16 protein-coding genes are annotated in these 21,027 nt (G+C 73.2%); 2 read left to right on the top strand and 14 right to left on the bottom strand.

Annotation, left to right across the window (positions count from 1 at the left end; genetic code table 11):
* Positions 1–37 precede the first annotated feature (37 nt).
* The 8 genes from ACZ67M_RS23620 to ACZ67M_RS23585 all read right to left on the bottom strand — a co-directional run bounded on the left by ACZ67M_RS23620 (position 38) and on the right by ACZ67M_RS23585 (position 11,873).
* A complete protein-coding gene (locus ACZ67M_RS23620) occupies positions 38–1,768 on the bottom strand; it encodes a PP2C family protein-serine/threonine phosphatase (protein WP_361356367.1) in 1,731 nt (576 codons plus the stop codon).
* The gene (locus ACZ67M_RS23615; protein WP_392014830.1) at positions 1,765–2,829 is read right to left on the bottom strand and encodes an ATP-binding SpoIIE family protein phosphatase; all 1,065 of its coding nucleotides are present in this window, start codon (positions 2,827–2,829) and stop codon (positions 1,765–1,767) included. The genes ACZ67M_RS23620 and ACZ67M_RS23615 overlap by 4 nt, the downstream gene beginning before the upstream one ends.
* Complete coding sequence (locus tag ACZ67M_RS23610) at positions 2,829–3,269, bottom strand: anti-sigma regulatory factor (protein ID WP_392014827.1); 441 nt, start codon at positions 3,267–3,269, stop codon at positions 2,829–2,831. The genes ACZ67M_RS23615 and ACZ67M_RS23610 overlap by 1 nt, the downstream gene beginning before the upstream one ends.
* Positions 3,269–3,700 carry an STAS domain-containing protein gene (locus ACZ67M_RS23605; protein ID WP_361356373.1) on the bottom strand — a complete coding sequence of 144 codons (432 nt, stop codon included), beginning with the start codon at positions 3,698–3,700 and terminating at the stop codon, positions 3,269–3,271. The genes ACZ67M_RS23610 and ACZ67M_RS23605 overlap by 1 nt, the downstream gene beginning before the upstream one ends.
* Positions 3,697–4,587 carry an STAS domain-containing protein gene (locus ACZ67M_RS23600; protein ID WP_361356375.1) on the bottom strand — a complete coding sequence of 297 codons (891 nt, stop codon included), beginning with the start codon at positions 4,585–4,587 and terminating at the stop codon, positions 3,697–3,699. Before ACZ67M_RS23600 ends, ACZ67M_RS23605 begins: the two co-directional genes overlap by 4 nt.
* 151 nt (positions 4,588–4,738) lie before the next feature.
* Positions 4,739–5,131, bottom strand: coding sequence for an STAS domain-containing protein (locus ACZ67M_RS23595; RefSeq protein WP_361356377.1), 393 nt, complete (start codon positions 5,129–5,131; stop codon positions 4,739–4,741).
* Positions 5,132–5,245: 114 nt separating this feature from the next.
* Positions 5,246–7,660: a SpoIIE family protein phosphatase gene (locus tag ACZ67M_RS23590; protein WP_392238108.1), complete on the bottom strand. Its 2,415-nt coding sequence runs from the start codon at positions 7,658–7,660 to the stop codon at positions 5,246–5,248.
* Between the two features lie 214 nt (positions 7,661–7,874).
* A complete protein-coding gene (locus ACZ67M_RS23585) occupies positions 7,875–11,873 on the bottom strand; it encodes a HAMP domain-containing protein (protein WP_385802805.1) in 3,999 nt (1,332 codons plus the stop codon).
* A 312-nt stretch (positions 11,874–12,185) separates the two neighbouring features.
* Between ACZ67M_RS23585 and ACZ67M_RS23580 the strand changes: the two genes are divergently transcribed.
* Positions 12,186–12,551: a PRC-barrel domain containing protein gene (locus ACZ67M_RS23580; protein WP_392105073.1), complete on the top strand. Its 366-nt coding sequence runs from the start codon at positions 12,186–12,188 to the stop codon at positions 12,549–12,551.
* 53 nt (positions 12,552–12,604) lie between these two features.
* The gene (locus ACZ67M_RS23575) at positions 12,605–13,057 is read left to right on the top strand and encodes an ATP-binding protein (protein WP_469852606.1); all 453 of its coding nucleotides are present in this window, start codon (positions 12,605–12,607) and stop codon (positions 13,055–13,057) included.
* Between the two features lie 8 nt (positions 13,058–13,065).
* Here ACZ67M_RS23575 and ACZ67M_RS23570 read toward each other — a convergent pair whose 3' ends face one another.
* The 6 genes from ACZ67M_RS23570 to ACZ67M_RS23545 all read right to left on the bottom strand — a co-directional run.
* The gene (locus ACZ67M_RS23570; protein ID WP_361356383.1) at positions 13,066–13,500 is read right to left on the bottom strand and encodes an ATP-binding protein; all 435 of its coding nucleotides are present in this window, start codon (positions 13,498–13,500) and stop codon (positions 13,066–13,068) included.
* A gap of 153 nt (positions 13,501–13,653) precedes the next feature.
* Entirely contained in the window at positions 13,654–15,564 is a 1,911-nt protein-coding gene (locus ACZ67M_RS23565; RefSeq protein WP_469852604.1) for an AMP-dependent synthetase/ligase, read from the bottom strand.
* 132 nt (positions 15,565–15,696) lie between these two features.
* On the bottom strand, positions 15,697–16,788 hold the full coding sequence (locus ACZ67M_RS23560; RefSeq protein WP_385802800.1) for a glutamate--cysteine ligase: 1,092 nt from the start codon (positions 16,786–16,788) through the stop codon (positions 15,697–15,699).
* A 72-nt stretch (positions 16,789–16,860) separates the two neighbouring features.
* Entirely contained in the window at positions 16,861–19,083 is a 2,223-nt protein-coding gene (gene glgB / locus ACZ67M_RS23555; protein ID WP_469852602.1) for a 1,4-alpha-glucan branching protein GlgB, read from the bottom strand.
* Positions 19,084–19,086: 3 nt separating this feature from the next.
* The gene (locus ACZ67M_RS23550; protein ID WP_361356391.1) at positions 19,087–20,448 is read right to left on the bottom strand and encodes a maltokinase N-terminal cap-like domain-containing protein; all 1,362 of its coding nucleotides are present in this window, start codon (positions 20,446–20,448) and stop codon (positions 19,087–19,089) included.
* Between the two features lie 28 nt (positions 20,449–20,476).
* Positions 20,477–21,027 (bottom strand): alpha-glucosidase C-terminal domain-containing protein (locus tag ACZ67M_RS23545; protein ID WP_392104987.1); only part of this gene is annotated, 551 nt, incomplete at its 5' end.

Raw genomic sequence — 21,027 nt, 5'->3', positions numbered from 1 at the left:
GATCGGGCGGGCGCGGCCGGGGGAGTGGTGCCGCCGGTCAGGCCGGGCCGCGGAGGTGGCACAGCAGCAGGCACACGTCGTCGTCCCGCTCGGAGTCGCTGAGCAGCGGATCCAGGAGCCCGTCCGCCGCACCCTCCAGGTCCGTCTCCAGCTTCGCCGGCGCGAACGAGCCCAGCGCGTCGGCCAGTCGCCCGATGCCCGGGTCTATGCCCTGGGCGCGGCGCTCCACCAGACCGTCGGTGTACAGCGCCAGCGTGGAGCCGGGCGCCAGCGGCACCGTGTGGTCGGCGATCTCCTGGCGGAGCGGGATGCCGAGCATCGCGCCGGGTTTGTCGTCCAGGATCCGCACCTGACCGTCCGGGGTCCGCAGCACCGGCGGCGGATGGCCGGCGGCGGCCCACGTCAGGGTCGGGTCGTCGGGGTGGAAGCGCGCGATGACGGCGGTGGCGAACAGGTCGGGCTGCAAATGGTGCAGGAACGTGTGCAGCCGGGTCAGCAGCCGCCCCGGGCTGCCGCCGTCCACAGCGTACGCCCGCAGCGCGGTACGCAGCTGGCTCATCATCACGGCGGCGCGCAGCCCGTGCCCGGTGACGTCGCCGACCACGGTGATGACCCCGCCGTCGGGCTGGCGGAAGGCGTCGTACCAGTCGCCGCCGATGTTCAGCCCGTGGGTGGCCGGCAGATAGCGGGCGGCCAGCCCGAGGCCCGCCGGGGAGGGCAGCTCCGTCAGCAGGGCCCGCTGGAGCGTCTCCGCGATGTCGCGGTTGTGCTGGTAGCGCCGGGCGTGGTCGATCGCGATGCTCGCCCGCCGGGTCAGCTCCACCAGCATGACGGCGTCGTCCGGGTCCCACTGCTCCCCGGGCGGCGACAGGGTCACCACGCCCTGGGGCGCCTGCCGGGTCGGCAGCGGGATGCACAGCGCGGGCCGGTCCGCGTCCAGCGCCGAGGGGGGCTGGTCCTGGACGCCGGGCAGGCCCCCCGGTTGCGTGGCGGCGTACTGCGGCCGCCCGGTGCGGGCCGCGACCACGGCCGCCGCAGGACGCGCCTGCACCGGCCGCCCGTCGTCCTGCTCGAACAGCCAGACGTCGACGCTCGCCGCGTACTCGGGCACCAGCAGCTCCGGCAGCCGCCGCACGATCTCGTGGTGGTCCAGGGACGCCGTCAGCACCGCGCTCGCGTCCGCCAGGAAGGTCAGCCGCCGCCGGGCGTTCTCCGCCTCCGTGCGCGCCTTGCGTTCGGCGGCGAACGCCTCCCGCTGGGCCCGCCCGGCGGCGTCCAGCTCCGCGTGCAGCGCCACGACGCCCTGGTTGGTCTGCTGCAACTCCTCGCGGTGGAAGCCGACCAGGTCCTCCTGCTCGCCGAGCCGCTCCAGCACCAGCGCCGTGTCCTCGTCGGCACCGAGCAGGGCCTCCGCGAGTCCGGCCGCGTCGTCCGGCACGGCGCCGTCCCCGAGATCCGTGGCCGGTTCGGGGCAGGCCACCGTGACCTGCCACGGCGGCTCGCCCGCGGCCGCGGCGTCCGGCGAGGTCACCACGGCGTGCAGGGCGCCCTTCCCGGCCTCCGACGCGGCGCGGCCCGCCGGGCCCGTCGTGAGGGTCAGCCGCCAGGTGCCGCCCTTGGTCAGGCACAGCCGCAGCTGCGCGCCGACCGCGGCCGTCAGCCGGGTGCGTTCCAGCGGCGGCACTCCGCAGGCCGCGGCCAGCCGCGCGGTGGCGACGCGCGCCCGCGCCGCGTCGGTGACGTCGCTGATCTGCCAGGTACGGGTCATGGGCGGTTCCCCGGGACGGGGGCCAGCACGACGACCGCGGTGTCGTCCCGCACCGGGCGGGCCGGGCTGCTCGCGTCGCGGAGGGTGACGGCGGCGGTCACCGCCGGGTCGGCCGTCGTGCTGCAGGTCTCCGCCGTCGGCGTCCAGCGGCTCGGCAGACCGTCGCTGTGCAGCACCAGCACCCGGTCGTCCGCCCAGTCCGCGGTCTCCTCACGCAGCGTCGTGGGCCGGTGGGTGCCGATGATGCCGGGCCGGGACAGCAGATGGCGCCAGGTGCCGCCCTCGCACAGCCGCGCCCCGATGTTGCCGACGCCGGCGAACCTGAGCACGCCGGCCCGCGCGTCGACCTGGGCCACCGCGACGGCCGCGCCGCGGGTGCCGGTCAGCGCCCGGTCGAGCCGCCGCAGCGCGTCCGCGGGGGTGACGTGGGCCGCGTCGCGCAGGGCATCGACGGCGGCGGTCGAGGCACGGGCCGCCTCCGGGCCGTGTCCCAGACCGTCGGCCAGCATCAGCGTGACCAGGTCGCCCGCGCGCACCCAGGCCCAGGCGTCGCCGGAGTACTGCGCCCCGCCGAAGGGGAGGTTGACGCCGCCGGCCCGCACCCGGTCCGCAGGGCCCGGCTCGGTGGCCGGGCCGTCCGGTACGGCGCCGATCCGGGCGGCCACCACCGTGCCCCGCCCCGGGACGCTGTGCAGGTCGAAGTGGTCCGAGAGACGCGCGCAGGTGCCCAGACCGGCACCGAGGGAGTGCGCCGTGGTGAAACCGTCCCCCAGGGCGGCGGGCACGTCGGCGATCCCCGGGCCGTGGTCCACCGTGGTCACCTGCACGAGCCGGGCTCCGTCCCGGCCGCCGGCGAGGACGGGCGGAGCGACGACGTCGATGAGGACCCGGCCGCCCCCGGCGTGCTTGAGCAGATTGGTGGCCAGCTCGGTCGCCACCAGCGCCGCCGTGGCGGTGCGCCGCTCGTCCAGTCCGGCCAGCGCCGCCGCCTGTTCCGCGGCCACCCTGACGTCACGCACCCGGGTCGAGTCGTGCACCGGCACGTCCCACACGCGTGGCATCAGGACTCCTCGCGCGGCCGCGGCGGTCTGCCCACCCAGGACGTCACCCGCACCGTCGTGCCCGTGTCCGGGGCGCTCTCGATCGCGAACTCGTGCACCAGCCGCCGGGCCCCTCCCAGCCCCAGGCCCAGCCCCTCACCGGAGGTGAAGCCGTCACTGAGCGCCTGCTCCAGATCCGCGATGCCCGGCCCCTCGTCGGCGAAGGTGAGCCGCAGCCCCCGGGCGGACCCGTCGGTCAGCTGCTCCGTCTCCATCGTTCCGCCCCCGCCGTACACGAGCGTGTTGCGCGCCAGTTCGCTGGCCGCCGTGACCAGCTTGGTCTGGTCCACCAGCCCGAAGCCGGTCTGTGCGGCGGCCTGCCGCACATGCTGTCGCACCCACACCAGATCCATGTCCGAACGGATCGGCAGGCGGGCCTGGGAGCCCGCGGCAGTGTGCATCACTGAGTCTCCCGGCGCAGGCCGCCGTGGCGGGACGACGGGGCCTGCCCCGTGAGGAGTTCCATCGCCCGCTCGGGACTGAGCGCCGTCCGCATGCCCGGCAGCGTGAGACCCAGCTCCACCAGCGTGATGGCGACCGCCGGCCGCATGCCGACCACCACGGTGCGCGCGGCGAGCAGGCCGCTCTGCCCGGCGATCTCGGCCAGCACCCGGCCGAGGAAGGAGTCGACGATCTCCACACCGGAGATGTCGATGATCACACCCGTGGCGCCACTGCCCACGATGGTCTCGGCGAGATCCTCCTGGAGCTGCTGCGCCGTGCTGTCGTGCAGGTCTCCCTGCAAGGTGACCAGCAGGACGTCACCGAGCCGCAGGACCGGAAGACGACCCGCCGGGGGAGCCCCGCCGGGTCCCGGGAAGCTCTCGCTCACCGCGTGACCGCTCCGTTCGAGCCGGGCGCCACGATGCCGACCCCGAGCTGGTGCAGTACGTACGCCAGCGCGTCGGCCAGGCTCGCACGGGTCGGCACGTTGCCCAGGTCGAGACCGAGGTGGACCATGGTCTGCGCGATCGCCGGCCGGATGCCGGAGACCATGCACTCGGCGCCCATCAGCCGGGCCGCCGCGACCGTCTTCATCAGGTGCTGGGCCACCAGGGAGTCGACCGTCGGGACACCGGTGATGTCCAGGATCGCGAAGCGCGCCTGCTGCTCCACGATGGATTCCAGCAGGGTCTCCATCACCACCTGGCTGCGGGCGCTGTCCAGCGTGCCGATCAGCGGCACGGCCACGACGCCGTCCCACAGCTTGATGACCGGGGTGGCGACCTCCAGCAACTGCAGCCGCTGCCGGTCGATGAGTGCCTGGCCCTCGCTGAGCGCCGTCTGCATCACCACGACGCGCAGGGTGCCCATCAGCACACCCAGCGTGGCCAGACAGGAGCGGGTGTGCTCGACGGAGTCGTCGGGCAGATCGGCCAGGAGCAGGCTCTCGACCGGTGCACGCAGCATGGCCAGTTCGCCCGACACCTGCGCGCTGCTCAGGCCCGCCCGGGAGCGGGCCGCGCCCATCCGCGCCAACTGCTCGCGCACCGTGGTGAATCCCGCGGCGTCCGGGTCCTCCACCCGCTCCGCGTCCGCGACTTGAGCCAGCGCGTCCACCACGGCCTTGCCCGCCTCGACCGCCTCGTCGCGCGAGACGGTGAACACGGCCCGGAACAAGGGCTCGTCGGCCCAGCGCTGGGCGATCTGCTCCCGGCGGCGCCGCAGGAAGTCCCTGATCTCAAGCGTGGGCGATCCCGCGGTTCCCTCTTCCGGCACCTGTTCCACTCCTCATCCGCTCCTGCCCCCCGCAGCGCACGAAGCGGTGCGGCGGTGATGTGACTCTGCCGGGCGACAACTGTAACCACCCTCCGACCTCGCACGACACCTGCTCCCGCACGACCGGTCCCCGCCCGGCGGGGCCCGGGGCTCAGGCCTCCGGCACGCCGGGACCCGCCGGCTGCGCGTCGACGCGAGAGAGCGCCTCCTCGGTGCTCTCCGAGACCGGCACGGTGATGCTCACCCCGGTCAGGTCCAGGACGCGGCGCACCGCCGGGGCCGGTGCGATGATGTGCACACTGCCCGGCAGCTCCCGGGCCTCCTGGTAGACCCGCAGGATGATGTTCATGCCGGAGGAGTCCATGAACGGGACCTCCGACAGGTCCAGGAGGAAGTGCCGTCGGCCGTGGTGGAGCTGGTTGGCCAGGTGATGCTGGAGCTCGGTCGCGGTGTCGACGTCCAGGTAGCCCGCCACCTTCAGCAGCGCGATCTCCTCCCGCGGCAGCGTCACCTCGACGGACAACGGGTTCTGGGCGATGGGCACGTGTACCTCCAACAACGCGGCGTCGCGGCGGACCGTCGTGATCCGCCGCGCCCGGCGATTACCCCCGAATCCGGGTCCCATGCACGGCCGCCGGGACGGGTTCGCGGACCGCCCTCAGCCGACCCGGATGCCCACGAGGCAGGTGTCGTCGTCGGTGTCCGACCGGCTGTAGGTGAGCAGCCGGTCCAGGTGCTGGTCCAGGGTGGTCGGCGTCGGGCTGACGGTGGTCAGCAACTGGTCCAGCGCCTCCTCCACGGAGCGGTCCCGGCGCTCGATCAGGCCGTCGGTGTACATGAGCAGCGTGTCCTGGCCGGCCAGCTGCACCTCGGCCTCCTCGTACGCCGCCTCCGCGACCGCGCCCAGCAGCATCCCCCTGACCAGCGGCAGCCGCTCCGCCCGTACGCCGCGCACCAGCACCGGCGGCAGATGGCCCGCCCTGGCCCAGCGCAGGGTGCGCCGGGCCGGGTCGTACAGCCCGCACACCGCGGTCGCGGTGACACCGCCCGTCAGATGGTGCGCGACGATGTTGAGCCAGGACAGCAGCTGGCCCGGACCGGCCCCGGTGACCGCCAGCCCGCGCAGCGCGTTGCGCAGCACGACCATGCTGGTCGCCGCCTCTATGCCGTGTCCGGCCACGTCGCCGACGCACAGCAGCACCAGCCCGTTCGGCAGCCTCACGGCGTCGTACCAGTCGCCGCCGACCAGCTGCTCCGTCTCCGCGGGCCGGTAGCGGACGGCCACCTGGAGTTCGGGCATCTTCAGCGGGGTCTGCGCCGGCGGCATGATGGCGTGCTGCAACTGGAGGGTCAGCCGGTTGCGCTCGATGGCCTGCTGCTCGGTGTGGGCCAGCTGGTCGCGGGTCGCGGCGAGCGCCACCTCGGTCCAGTGCTGGGCGGAGATGTCCTGATAGGCCCCCCGTACGACGAGCAGGCGGTCGTCGGTGTCCAGGACCGGCTCGGCCACCACCCGCACGTGCCGGGTCACGCCGTCCGGCCGCTGGAGCCGGAACGCCGCCGAGGCCGGCCGCCGGTGGTGCAGCAGCGTGCGCAGGAAGCGTCCGATGGCGACCGCGTCGTCCGGATGGGCGTGGGCGGCCAGCTCCTCCAGCCGCACCGGGGTGCTCGTCCGCGGACGTCCGTAGAGGTCGAAGAGCTGCCCGTTCCAGGTGATCTCGCCGGTCAGCAGGTTCTCCTCGAAACCGCCGATGCGGCCGAGTCGCTGGGCGTGCTGGAGGAGGCTGGCCAGCCGGGCCGTCTCGTCCTCGATCCGCCAGATGAGGAGGACGGCGTTGCCGTGCCGGCTGACGCTTATGTCCGCGACCGCCGACAGGGCCACCTGGTCCACCAGCGCGGTCAGGTTCATGCGCCGGGCCCGGAACGGCTCGCCCGTCGCGTACACCCGCTCGAGGTGCCGGAACAGCTCGCTGTCCCCGGCGGCCAACGGGTACGCCTCCAGCAGCAGGGCCCCGCTCACGACGGCACGCGGCCGGCCGGCGGGGTCCAGGAAATTCTCGTTCACGTGCTGGATGCGGAAGTCCGCCAGCCGGCCGTCGGCGTCCAGGTGCGGCACCAGCACCAGGGCGGGGTCGTACAGTCCGTCGGCCAGGTCCATCAGCTCCACCGCGTCCGGCATGACCCGCGGCTGCTGCCCGGCGCCGTTCGGCGGCGTGTACGACTCCAGGGTGTGCGCGCACAGCTCCGCCAGGGCCTCCACCTGGCGCACCACCTGCGGCGGCTGCGGCGCCAGCGGTGCCGGCCAGGCGATCTCCAGCACGCCGTGCAGGCGCCCTCCGGTGCCGGCGGGCACGGCGACCCTGCCGCCGTCCGGATACTGGTGCCGGCCCACGCTGGGCAGCCCCGTCTCCGCCAGGGACGTGAACCACTGCCCCGTCCGCTCGGTCAGTCCGGACCGGGCGACCGTCGCCACGTCCGGCGGCACGTAGCGCCAGCGGGTGGCCTCGGCCGGGGAGAACCCCGCGCTGCCGGCCAGGGTGAGCGACCCGTCGTACCCGGCCGCCCAGATGGCCACCGCGACCGCGCCGAGCGGGCGCAGCGCCTGCTCCAGCAGGGAGTCGGCCACGGCCTGGGTGTCGCCCGCGGCCAGCGCGCCGCTCTCGGCGGCCCGCAGGCGTACGGCGGCGGAGTCGCCCCCCGTCTCCCCGGGCCGCCGGTCTCGCCCGGAGCCCCCGCCGTCCCCGCCGGCCCGGGGGTCCCGGTCGGACTCGGAGCGCACGGCGGCGGTCGCCGCGAGGAAGGCGTCCGTCACCTCCGACATCCGGTCCCGCGCCGCCTGGTTGATGACGTCGACCGCGAACTCCAGCGGCGTCGCCCGGGACTGCTCGGCCAGTTCGGCGAGCTGCCGCGCCGCCTGGGCCGGACCGCAGCCGAGCCGCGCCACCAGGATGCCCTTGGCCAGCTCGATCAGGGCCCGGCCCTCGGCCTCCGCCTGGGCGGCCCGTACCTCGCTGCTGAGCCGGTCGACGGTGGCCGCCAGCCGGCCCACGGGCGACAGCGGCGTCAGCGCGCGCATGCCGACGGCCGGTCCGTCGAGCGCGCAGGACTGCGGCGGCCCGGGTGCCGGGGGCGGTGCGGCGGACGGCTCCCGCGGTGCGGCGGCCGGTTCGCGGGACTGCTCGGACTTGCTCACGACGGGGACGCTCCTCGGCTGGCGAGGGCCACGGAGCGCGACGGGCCGCGCCGCGCTCCGTCCGGCCCACCCTGGTACGGGACGGGGGCCGGTGCGGTCATGCGGGCAGCCACCGTCGGACGCAGGCGATGAGGTCCTGGGTGTCGACGGGCTTGGTGACGTAGTCGCTGGCCCCCGAGGCGAGGCTCTTCTCCCGGTCGCCCGGCATCGCCTTGGCGGTGACCGCGATGATCGGCAGCTCGGCGTACTCGGGCATCCGGCGGATCTCCGCCGTCGCCGTGTAGCCGTCCATCTCCGGCATCATCACGTCCATCAGGACCAGCGCGACCTCCGGGTGGTGCGTCAGCTTCTCGATGCCCCGGCGGCCGTTCTCCGCGTGCAGGACGCGGAAACCGTGCAGCTCCAGGATCCCGCTGAGCGCGAAGAGGTTGCGCGCGTCGTCGTCGACGACGAGGACGGTGCGCCCGGTGGGGGAGTCCTCCCCGAGGTGCGCACTCGCGCGCCGGGGCTCCTCCGGCCGGACCAGGGTCAGTACGTCCCCGGGCTCCTCGGCGGCCAGGTGCAGGGCGATACGCTCGCGCAGCTCGTCGAGGCTGGACAGGAACTCCAGCACCCCGCCCGCGGCGCCGGAGCGCAGGTCCTCCTCCAGGGCCGCGTCCACGCGGTGGCCGCTGTGCACCAGCACGGGCACGCTCGCCAGCGCGGAGTCGCCCCGCAGCGCGTGCAGGAACCGGGACGCCTCCTCGTCCGGCATGCCCAGCTCCAGGACGACGCAGTGGCACGGCTCGGCCGCCAGCGCGCCGGCCGCCTCCTGCGCCCCCACGGCGGTGATCACGTCGAGCGGGGGCCGGTCGCCCGCCTCGTCCCGCCCGTGCGTCAGATCGGCGATCACGCTCTCCGCGACGAGGGTGAGCAGACCGCGCGGGCGCTCCTCCACGACCAGCAGCCGCCGCGGGCGCGGCCGGTGACCGCCGCTCGTCAGCTCGGGCACCGGTGCCGGCCGGGCGAGCACGTCGGCGGTCGACTCGTCCGGCACCCGGTCCGGGCCCCGTACCAGCAGCTCCTCGAAGTCGGGCCGGGTCACCGGCAGGAACAGCGTGAAGGTGCTGCCGCGGTCGGGCGTGCTGTCCACGGTGACCGCGCCGCCGAGCAGCTGGGCGATCTCCCGTGTGATGGACAGGCCGAGCCCGGTGCCGCCGTACTTGCGGCTCGTCGTGCCGTCCGCCTGCTGGAACGCCCCGAAGATCGACTCCAGGTTCTGCTCGGGGATGCCGATGCCCGTGTCCTTCACCCGGAAGGCCACCACGGCACCGCCCCGGACCACGCCCGCGGGCACCTCGTCGTCCGGCGCCGGTTCGACGGCCAGCTCCACGCCGCCCCGCTCGGTGAACTTCACCGCGTTGGACAGCAGGTTGCGCAGCACCTGACGCAGCCGGGAGTCGTCGGTCAGCAGGTCCGCGGGCGCGCCGGCGGCCGTCGCCACCGTGAACTCCAGGCCCTTCTGCGTCGTCATGGGCCGGAAGGTGGCCTCGACGTACTCGATGAGCTGCCGCAGCGTCACCCGCTCCGGGGCGACGTCCATCTTCCCCGCCTCGACCTTCGACAGGTCCAGGATGTCGTTGATCAGCTGGAGCAGGTCCGAGCCCGCGGAGTGGATGATGCCCGCGTACTCGACCTGCTTCGGGGTGAGGTTGCGCGAGGGGTTCTGGGCGAGCAACTGGGCGAGGATCAGCAGGCTGTTGAGCGGGGTGCGCAGTTCGTGGCTCATGTTGGCCAGGAACTCCGACTTGTACTTCGAGGCCAGCGACAGCTGCTGGGCCCGTGCCTCCAGCTCCTGCCGGGCCTGCTCGATCTGGAGGTTCTTCGCCTCGATGTCCCGGTTCTGCGTCGCCAGCAGGGACGCCTTGTCCTCCAGCTCGGCGTTGGAGTGCTGGAGTTCCTCCTGCTGCACCTGGAGCTCGGCCGAGCGGGCCTGGAGTTCGCCGGTGAGGCGCTGCGACTCGGCCAGGAGTTCGTCCGTACGGGCGTTGGCCACGATCGTGTTGACGTTCACGCCGATGGTCTCCATCAGCATTTGCAGGAAGTCCTGGTTGATCTGCGTGAACGGGGCGACCGACGCGAGTTCGATGACGCCGAGGACCTGCCCCTCCACCACGATCGGCAGCAGCACCAGGGCCGTCGGCACGATCTCGCCGAGCCCCGAGGAGACGGTCAGGTAGCCGGCCGGCAGGTCGTCCACCAGGATGGTGCGCCGGCTGCGCGCCGCCTGGCCGACCAGGGTGCGGCCGAAGGCGAAACGGGTGGGCCTGGCGGTGCTCTCCGGGTAGCCGTAGGAGCCGACCAGCCGCAGTTCGGGACCCTGGTCCCCCTCCTCGGCCAGGTAGAACGCGCCGTACTGCGCCGACACCAGCGGTACCAGCTCGTCCATGATCAGCTCGGCGACCACGGGCAGGTCCCGGTGGCCCTGCATCAGGCCGGAGATGCGGGCCAGGTTGGTCTTGAGCCAGTCCTGCTCCTGGTTGGCCCGGGTGGTCTCGCGCAGGGACTCCACCATGGAGTTGATGTTGTCCTTGAGCTCGGCGACCTCGCCGGACGCCTCCACGTTGATGGAGCGGGTCAGATCGCCCTCGGCGACGGCGGAGGTGACCTGGGCGATCGAGCGGACCTGGCGGGTGAGGTTGCCGGCCAGCTCGTTGACGTTCTCCGTGAGGCGCTTCCAGGTGCCGGAGACGCCCTCCACCTCGGCCTGACCGCCGAGCCGGCCCTCGGTACCGACCTCGCGGGCGACGCGGGTGACCTCGTCGGCGAAGGCGGACAGCTGGTCGACCATCGTGTTGATCGTCGTCTTCAGTTCGAGGATCTCGCCGCGCGCGTCGACGTCGATCTTCTTCGACAGGTCGCCCCGGGCCACCGCGGTCGTCACCAGCGCGATGTTGCGCACCTGGCCGGTGAGGTTGTTGGCCATCGAGTTGACGTTGTCGGTGAGGTCCTTCCAGGTGCCGGCGACGTTCGGCACGTTGGCCTGGCCGCCGAGGCGTCCGTCGGTGCCGACCTCGCGGGCGACGCGGGTGACCTCGTCGGCGAAGGCGGACAGGGTGTCCACCATCGTGTTGATGACGTCGGCCAGCGCCGCGACCTCGCCCTTGGCGTCGACGGTGATCCGCTGCGACAGGTCGCCCCGCGCCACGGCGGTGGCGACCTGGGCGATGGAGCGGACCTGACCGGTCAGGTTCGACGCCATCACGTTGACGTTGTCGGTGAGGTCCTTCCAGGTGCCCGACACCCCGCGCACCCGGGCCTGGCCGCCCAGGTTCCCGGCCGTGCCGACCTCGCGGGCGACGCGGGTGACCTCGTCGGCGAAGGCGGAGAGCTGGTCGACCATCGTGTTGATGGTGTTCTTCAGCTCCAGGATCTCGCCGCGCGCGTCCACGGTGATCTTCTGGGAGAGGTCGCCCTTGGCCACGGCGGTGGCCACCTGGGCGACGTTGCGGACCTGGTTGGTCAGGTTGCCCGCCATGAAGTTCACCGAGTCGGTGAGGTCGCGCCAGGTGCCCTTGACGCCCTGGACGTCGGCCTGGCCGCCGAGGCGTCCGTCGGTGCCGACCTCGCGGGCGACGCGGGTGACCTCGTCGGCGAAGGCGGAGAGCTGGTCGACCATCGTGTTGATGGTGTTCTTCAGTTCGAGGATCTCGCCGCGGGCGTCGACGTCGATCTTCTGGGAGAGGTCGCCCTTGGCCACGGCGGTGGCCACCTGGGCGATGTCCCGCACCTGCGTGGTCAGATTGCCCGCCATGGCGTTGACCGAGTCCGTCAGGTCGGCCCAGGTGCCCGAGACACCCGGCACCTTCGCCTGTCCGCCGAGGGTGCCCTCCGTGCCGACCTCGCGGGACACCCGGGTCACCTCGGAGGTGAACACGGACAACTGGTCGACCATGCCGTTGAAGACCTTGGCGATGTCGCCCATCAGGCCGTCGGCGTCGTCCGGCAGACGGGTGCCGAAGTCGCCGTCCCGCACCGCCGTCAGGCCCGCCAGAAGGCGGCGCAACTCCTGATCGGCCGGAACCGCGTCGACGGCCCCGGCGCTGTCGTTGGTCATGCGCACCCTCGTTCCGCTCCCCAAGAGCCCTCGGAGCGAGGACTCGGACCCCCTCCGGACCGATTGGGTGGGTCCGGGCTGTTGCGTGGCATTTCCGCTGTTCACGGATTTGCACGATGAGAAAATACGCCCGAGATTAACCCAGGTGCGGGGTGCGGACAAAGCGGGGCCGCGCCCCTCGGCGGGGGCGTTTCGCCGCCCCCGATCGGCCCGCGGGCCCGAATGCGGTGGCTCCGGCCGGGTATCTGCTGCTGTGGGGCCGGACCGGCTCCGCGGAAGTCGCCGAAACGGGAGGGAAGGGACAGCGTGCCGATGGAGAGCATCTGGTCGTACGCGGCGGACAGCGGTCACGTGGAGGGACAGGACCTGACGGACTGCACCGTCGTCGCCGACGACGGAACCATCGGGCACGTGGACCGGCAGGCCGAGTACTTCGGCATGCAGCACCTGGTCGTCGACACCGGAGTCTGGGTCTTCGGCCGGAGCGTGCTGGTGCCGGTGGGCGTGGTCCGCGGCATCGACCCCGAGTCCCGGACGGTCACGCTGACCTGCACCAGGGCCGAGGTGAAGGCCGCGCCGCGGTTCCGGACCGACAGCGAGACGATGGACCGTGCCTACCTGGCGTCCGTCGGCGACTACTACCATCGGCTGCCGCCGAGGGAGACTTCCGCGACCTGACCGGGCGCCGGAAGAGAGCACGCGGAAACACGCTGAAAACGGGGACCCACGACATGGAACCAAGTGAAGGGATCATCACGGCCTCGTCCGCCGCCGCCCCTGTGGGGGTGCCGGCGCCGGCCGTGGTGGACAGCGCGTCGGCGGCACGCGCCCACGCCGAGTCGGTGGCGCGCGCCCAGTGGGGCGGCTCCGGCCGCACGGTCCGCGAAGAGGACGTCGTCGACCTCCTGCTCGTGGTCTCGGAGCTGGTCACCAACGCGATCCGGCACGGCGACGGACTGGCCGGCTTCGAGGTGCGGCCGATGCCCGAGGGGCTGTGGATCGCCGTGCACGACCACAGCGAGGTGGTGCCCCGGGCGGCGTACGCCTTCCCCACCACGCACCCCGGAGGCGGCTACGGCTGGCCGCTGGTCGCCCGGCTGGCCCGGGACATCGCCGTGGACCCGCGGGAGGGCGGCGGCAAGACGATCAGCGTGCTGGTGCCCCTGCGCCCCGCGAGCACCTGACCGCGAGGTCACCAGGGCAGGAAGACGTGGATGTCCTTGCCCCGCTCACCGGTGACGACGCTCACCTGGTCGGACAGGGTGTGGATCAGATGCCAGCCGATGCCGCCGCCGCCGTTGCTCGGATGGAAGGGACGCGGCGCGGGCTCGGTCAGGCTGGTGTCGTGCATGACCACGTGCACGCCGTCGAAGGTACGGCGCAGCCGCAGCTGGAACGGCCCCGGGGCGTACTGCACGGCGTTGGCCGCCAGTTCGGTGACCACGAGGAGTATGTCGTCCCAGTGCTCGGGCGCCGCGGGAGGCGCCGCACGGGCCAGGTCGTAGAGGAACTCCTCCGCGACCAGCCGCGCACCGGTCACGTTGTGCAGTTCCCCGGTGAAGCTCGCCGTGCGGCTCGTGATCTCCTCGGAAGCCAGTGTCCTGTCCCTACGCGACTCGGCTGCCATCTCGCCTTCCCGGCCCGGCACCGGCCGGGCGTCGTCCTTCCTTCGCATTCCCTTCGTTTGTTAGTTCCCGAGACGGCCGAGGCCATTCGCGTCGGTCTGCCTGGTCCTGCCGGTGCGACCCGGGGTGACGGCCCTGTCACCCCCGGGCGCGGTTCAGCGGAGGAACACGCTGTCCGGTTCCTCCCAGCCGGCCGGCTCCTCGGGCGGCGGCTGCGGCGGCCGGCGGTGCGAGCGCGCCTCGTACATCGCGTCGATCTCCAGGGCGTAGGTCCGCACGATCTCGTCCCGCCGCAGCTTCATCGACGGGGTGAGCAGGCCGTTGGCCACGTCGAAGGGCTCCGGCAGGACGCGGAAGACCCGGATGGACTCCGAGCGGGACACCGCGCTGTTGGCGGCGGCCACCGCACGCGCCACCTCCTCCCGCAGCGCGTTCTCCTCGCGTGCCTCACGGGCCGCGGTGTCGCCCTGCGCGGCCAGCGCCGCCCGCCAGTGCGTCAGGAACTCCGGGTCCAGAGTGATCAGGGCACCGACACAGGGCCGGTTGTCGCCGACCACCACCGCCTGGTGCACCAGTGGGTGCATCCGCAGCCGCTGCTCCAGGGCGGCCGGCGCGACGCTCTTGCCGCCGCTGGTGATGATGATGTCCTTCTTGCGGCCGGTGATCGCCAGATAGTTCTCGTCGTCCAGGTGCCCGAGGTCCCCGGTGGCCAGCCAGCCCCCGCGCATCACCTGGCGGGTGGCGGCCTCGTCACCGACGTACCCCTGGAACAGCGACGCCCCGCGCACCAGGATCTCCCCGTCGTCGGCCAGCCGGATCTCCACCCCGGGCAACGGCTGCCCGACGGTGCCCGACTTCTCCCGGCCCAGTGGCTGCATCGTCAGTCCGCCGCTGGTCTCCGTCAGCCCGTAGCCGTCGTGGACGTAGACCCCGATGCCTTCCCAGAACAGGGACAGCTCGCGGCTGAGCGGCGAACCGCCGGACGTCGCCCGCAGCACCCGTCCCCCGAGAGCGTTCCGCAGCCGGCGGTACACCGTCCGCTCGTACAGGGCGTGCTGGAGCCGCAGGTCGAAGCCGGGCCCCGGCCCCCTGCCCAGCCGCTGGCGCTCCAGCGCCGCGGCGAAGTCCCGCGCCGTGCCGGCGGCCCGCTCGAACAGGGCCCCGCGCCCCGCCTGCTGGGCCGCGCGCAGGAAATTCTTGTAGATCTTCTCCAGGACCGACGGGACGGCGTACAGATACGTCGGACGGAAGGACCGCAGGGCCGAGGAGAGCGCCTCGCCGGTCATCGCGGGCTCGTGCGCCATCAGGAGCCCGCCGCGCACACACAGGGTCTGGATCATCAGCCCGTACACGTGCGAGAAGGGGAGGTAGGCGAGGACCGCGCCCTGCTCTCCCTCCGGCGCCACCGTGTGGCCCCAGCCCGCGATCAGCGTGTCGCAGGGGAGGGCCAGCCCGCGGTGGCTGAGGGCGCAGCCCATGGCCCGGCCCGACGTCCCCGAGGTGTAGGCGACGACCGCCGTGGAGTCCGGCAGCACGATGCGGCGCATGGAGTCGACGGTGGCGAACGGGAGGTACTCGCCGCGCGCCACGAGCGCGTCCAGCGCCCCCGCGTCCAGTTGCCAGACGTGCCGCAGGGCCGGCAGCGACGCGCACACCGAGCCGACGGTCATCACGCTCTGCTCGTCCTCGACCAGCACGCCCACACAGCCGGCGTCCCGCAGGATGTACTCGACCTGGTCGCGCGAGGAGGTCGGATAGATCGGCACGACCTCGGCGCCCACCGTCCACAGGGCGTGGCTGAAGACCGTCCACTCGTACCGGGTACGGGCCAGGATCGCCACCCGGTCGCCCGGCTGGATCCCGCTCGCTATCAGCCCCTTGGCCAGGTCGACCACCTCGTCGCGGACCTCCACCGCCGTCACCTCGTCCCAGACCGCGGAGTCGGGGCCGCGGCGGCGCGCGAGCATCGGCAGGGTCGGCCTGCGGGCGGCCGTCTCGAAGAGGCTGTCGGCGAGCCCGCCGGTCAGCGGCCCGGCGGCCCGGGGAGCGGGAGCGAGGTCGCGCATACGCTGGCTCCTGACGTGTACGGACGGTGACACCACCCACGAGTACCGTGGCCGGCGGTGCTCGGAATCTAGCCGAGCCGCAGGCCGCGGGGGGCCGGGACGGCAGAAGTGTGTCCGCGCGGTGATCTCGGTTCAGGCCGCCTGGGTCCGGCGCACGCACGCCGTGACGACCTCACTGAGACTGCCCGTGCGCTCGAAGAGCTCGCGCTGCACCCGGGCGCCGTTCCCGTGGCGCAGCAGCGTCCCGACGCCCTCGCGCACCCGGTCGAGGTCACCGTGGTCGGCCAGCGCCTCCTCGACGTGCTCCACCAGCGCCCGTACGACCACCGCGGCGGGCATCCGCCGCATCGTCGCGGGGTGCAGCAGCTCCTCCGTCAGCCCGGAGCGGGCCGCCCGCCAGGCCGCCAGGCGGAGCAGGCTCACGCTGTGCCCGTCCGGCTCGGTGCCCGCGCGCCACTGACGGGCGGCCGTCTCGACCAGCGCGCGGGCGAGGGCGGCGAGGACGACCGCGGTCCCCGCGTCCAGGCAGACGTCCGCCACCCGGAACTCGACCGTCGGATAGCGCGGGGAGAGCCGGACGTCGAAGTAGACCATCCCGTCGTCGAGGATCGTGCCCGTGGCCAGCATGTCCGCGACCCGGCGGTGGTAGCGCTCGGCCGAACCGAACAGCTCCGTCGGACCGGCCGACGGCCACCGCTGCCAGACCCGGCTGCGGTAGCTGCTGTACGAGGAGTCCTCCCCCTGCCAGTAGGGGGAGTTCGCGCTCAGCGCGGTCAGCAGCGGCAGCCAGGGCCGCACCCGGTCGATGACCGCGACGCCCTCCTCGTCGGAGCCGACCGCGACGTGCACGTGGCAGCCGAGGACCAGCTGCTCCTGGACGACGACGCCGTACTGGTCGGCCATCCACTCGTAGCGGCGGTTCACGCCGATGGACGGGGTGACCGGCAGCGGCGACGAGGCGAGCGCGGCGACGGCGCACCCGATCCCCCCGGCGTGCCGGCCAGCCTCCTCACGGCAGCGGACGATCTCCGTGTGCAGCCGCTCCATGTCCGCCTGCGGATGGGTGGCGAACTCGAGCATCTGCTCGTGCAGTTCCTTCTCGAACACGTCCTGTTCGGCGTCGTCCAGCGACGCCCTGGCCAGCACGGCGGCGGACAGCGCCCGTGGCTCTCCGGTCGCTGGGTCGACCAGGAGGAGCTCCTCCTCCACTCCGACGGTGCGCACGTGGTGCCGCCTCTCTGTGGGCTCCCGGGACCAACCGACTGCCCCGGGCAGCCGGTCGGACACCTGGTCGTCTCACAGGGCGTACGGCGTCAGCCAGACCGTGGCCAGCGGAGGCAGCGTGATCCGGACGGCGCCGTCCTCGGGCTTGACCGGACCGGGGTTGGTCACCCCGCTGCCGCCGTACTCCCCGGCGTCGGTGTTGAGCACCTCCTGCCAGGCGACGGCCTCGCCGGGAACGGCCAGGTGGTACTCGTGCCGGACGACGGGGGAGAAGTTCGACACCGCCAGCAGCGGCGCACCGTCCGCGTCGAACCGCAGGAACGCGAAGACGTTGTCCTCGGCCGCGTCCACCGCCACCCACCGGAAACCGGCCGGGTCGGTGTCCCGCTGCCACAGCGCGGGGGTGCCCGCGTAGCGGGTGTTGAGGTCGCGGACCAGGTCCTGGATCCCGCGGTGGTCGGCCGCCGAGTGGTACCCCTCGTCCAGCAGCCACCACTCCGGCCCGTGCTCCTGGGACCACTCGGCGCCCTGCGCGAACTCCTGCCCCATGAAGAGCAGTTGCTTGCCGGGGTGGGCCCACATGAAGCCGAGGTAGGCGCGCACGTTCGCCCGCCGCTGCCACCAGTCGCCCGGCATCTTCGACACCAGCGCCTGCTTGCCGTGCACCACCTCGTCGTGGGAGATCGGCAGGACGTAGTTCTCGCTGTACGCGTACACCATCGAGAACGTCATCTCGTGGTGGTGGTACTTGCGGTGCACCGGCTCGTGCGCGGCGTACTCCAGCGAGTCGTGCATCCAGCCCATGTTCCACTTGAGGCCGAAGCCGAGCCCGCCCGTGTCGGTGGGCCGGGTCACGCCGCCCCACGCCGTCGACTCCTCGGCGATGGTCACCACGCCGGGGCAGCGGCGGTAGACGGTCGCGTTCATCTCCTGGAGGAACGCCATGGCCGCCAGGTCCTCACGGCCGCCGTACTGGTTGGGCTCCCACTGCCCCGAGTCGCGCGAGTAGTCCAGGTAGAGCATCGAGGCGACCGCGTCCACGCGCAGCCCGTCGATGTGGAACTCCTCGCACCAGTACACCGCGTTCGCCACGAGGAAGTTGCGCACCTCGGTCCGGGCGAAGTCGAAGGTGTACGTGCCCCAGTCCGGGTGCTCCGCCCGCCGGGAGTCCCCGGGCTCGTACAGCGGTTCCCCGTCGAAGCGGCCCAGCGCCCAGTCGTCCTTCGGGAAGTGCGCCGGCACCCAGTCCATGATCACGCCGAGGCCCGCCCGGTGCAGGGCGTCGACCAGGAAGCGGAAGTCGTCGGGCGAGCCGAGGCGTGCGGTGGGCGCGTAGAAACCGGTGACCTGGTACCCCCACGACGGGCCGTATGGGTGCTCGGCGACCGGCATCAGCTCCACGTGGGTGAAGCCCAGGTCCTTGACGTACGCGGGCAGCTCCTCGGCCAGCTCGCGGTAGGTGAGGCCCGGCCGCCAGGACGCCAGGTGCACCTCGTACACGGAGAAGGGCGCCTCGTGCACCGGCGTGGCGGCCCGGGTCCGCATCCACTCCGCGTCGCCCCACTCGTACCGCGAGGCGGTCACCACGGACGCGGTGTTCGGCGGCTCCTCGGCCGCGCGGGCCATCGGGTCGGCCTTCAGGAACCGGTGGCCGTGGCGCGAGTGGATCTCGAACTTGTACTTGGTGCCCTCACCGACGCCCGGCAGGAACAGCTCCCACACGCCCGACGAGCCCAGCGAGCGCATCGGGAACGCGGTGCCGTCCCAGTGCGTGAAGTCGGTGGCGACCCGCACGCCCTGGGCGTTCGGCGCCCACACCGTGAACCGGGTGCCGGTGACGCCCTCGTGGCTCATCGGCTCCGCACCGAGCGCCCGCCACAGCTCCTCGTGCCGGCCCTCGGAGATCAGGTGCAGGTCCAGCTCGCCCAGGGCCGGCAGGAAGCGGTACGGGTCGTGGACCTCGTGCTCGCCCTCCTCGTACGCCACGACGACGGTGTACGCCGGGATCGAGGCCAGCGGCAGCACACCGGAGAAGAGGCCGTCCTCCTCGGAGACGAGGGCGTGGCGCTCGCCGCCCACGACCACGCTCACCTCGCGGGCGAAGGGCCGCAGCACCCGGAAGGCGACCCCGCCGGGAACCGGGTGGGCACCGAGCAGGGCGTGCGGATCGTGGTGGGCGCCCGCCAGCAGGCGCCCCCGGTCGGTGGGGTCCAGCGGCGGGGCGGTGGCGCGGGCGCCGGGTGGGGACGGGGCGGGCGCGGACGGCTCGGGGAGTGAGGTGTCGCGGAGTGCCACGGGTCAGTCTCCTCTCACGGCGAGTCGTTCGATCGCCGCCATGGGTACGGGAAGCCAGTCGGGGCGGTGCCGCGCCTCGTACAGCACCTCATACACGGCCCGGTCCGTCTCGTAGGCGCGCAGCAGGCCGTGCTTCTTACGGGGGTCCCAGCCCGCGCGGGCGGCGTAGCCCGCGCAGAACGCCTCCCGGCAGCGGCGCGCCCACTCGGGGCGCCAGGGGCGACGCTGCCGGGCGGCGTAGTCGAAGGAGCGCAGCATGCCCGCGATGTCCCGGACGGGGGAGTGGGCGCTGCGCCGTTCGGCCAGCGGGCGGGACGGTTCGCCCTCGAAGTCGATGACGAACCAGTCCCGGCCTGCCCGCAGCACCTGCCCGAGGTGCAGGTCGCCGTGGATGCGCTGGGCGGGCGGCCCGGAGTCGCAGGTGGTCAGCGCGGCGAAGGCGGCCCGCAGTCCCGGGACGAAGGGCTGGAGCGCCGGGACGCAGTGCGCGGCGGCCGTCAGCCGCTCGGTCATCGCCGCCGCGGTGCGGCCGTTCTCCCCGGGGGCCCCGGCCGGGAAGGCGGAGGCCAGCGCCAGGTGTACATCCCCCATGGCCTGTCCCAGCTCGTGGGCCTGCACGGTGAAGTCGTCCCCGGACGCGAGCGCGTTCAGGGAGAGGGTCCAGCCGTCGGAGGCGTCGTGCAGGAACGGCTGGAGCACACCGAGGGTCGCCTCGTAGGGATGCGTCGTGCGCATCCACGCCACCGGCGCCGGGACCCGCCCGCAGCCCTGGCGGGCCAGCGCGTCCGGCACCTCGAGGTCGGGGTTGACGCCCGGCTGGACGCGCCGGAAGAGCTTGAGGATGAACTCGTCGCCGTAGATCAGCGAGGAGTTGGACTGCTCCGCGTCCAGGAGGCGCGGCGCGAGTCCGCCGGGCACCGGCCGCGCGGGGTCGGACTCGAAGCGCAGCGGCCCCGCCTTGCCGGGGTGCCGCAGCCGTTCCAGCAGGAGCTGCGCGGTGCGCGGATCGTGCAGCGCGTCGTAGACCGTCCGCCCGGCCAGCGGGCCGTCCTGTACCTGACCGATGATCGCCCGGCCCAGGCGCGGAGAGGGCTGCTCGCGTACGCCGAGCAGCAGTTGGTAGCAGTCCCCGGCCGAGGGGGCGCCGCCCGGGGCGGGCACGGGGCCCTGTCCGGTGTGCACCAGGAGGTGCAGACAGCCCGGGAACAGCTCGGTCATCGACAGCAGACCCAGCTCGGCGACGGGTCGGTCCTTGCCGGCGAACCAGCGCTGGTGCGGCAGCCACTCCCGCAGCAGCTCGCCGAGCGACGCCATGGGCTCGGCGAGTTGCCTGCGTCTGGGGCGCAGGGGTGCGGTCTTCGGCATGGTGACGCGTCCTTTCCTCGGCCCAGGCTCAAGCGCGGCGGCCGATGCGGGATGCGACTCGGGTGAGCCGGAACCAGTAGAAGCCGTGGCCCCCGAGGGTCAGCAGGTACGGCAGCTCGCCGATGGCGGGGAAGCGGACTCCGCCGAACAGCTCCACCGGGTGGCGTCCGGCGAACTCGCGCAGGTCGAGTTCGGTGGGCTGCGCGAACCGCGCGAAGTTGTTCACGCACAGCACCACGTCGTCTTCCCCGTCCCCATTCGGGGGGGCCTCCCGCAGGAAGGCCAGGACGGCCGGGTTGGAGGACGGCAGTTCCGTGTAGGTGCCCAGGCCGAAGGCGGGGTTCTGCTTGCGGATCTCGATCATGCGCCGGGTCCAGTGCAGCAGGGAGGAGGGCGAGGCCATGGACGCCTCGACGTTCGTCACCTGGTAGCCGTAGACCGGGTCCATGATCGTCGGCAGGTAGAGTCGCCCGGGGTCACAGGTCGAGAAGCCGGCGTTGCGGTCCGGCGTCCACTGCATCGGGGTGCGCACCGCGTCGCGGTCGCCGAGCCAGATGTTGTCGCCCATGCCGATCTCGT

Source organism: Streptomyces sp. NPDC107500, from assembly GCF_055582785.1.
The sequence above is the reverse complement of the archived record's forward strand: the minus strand, read 5'-3'. Positions and strand labels throughout refer to the sequence as shown.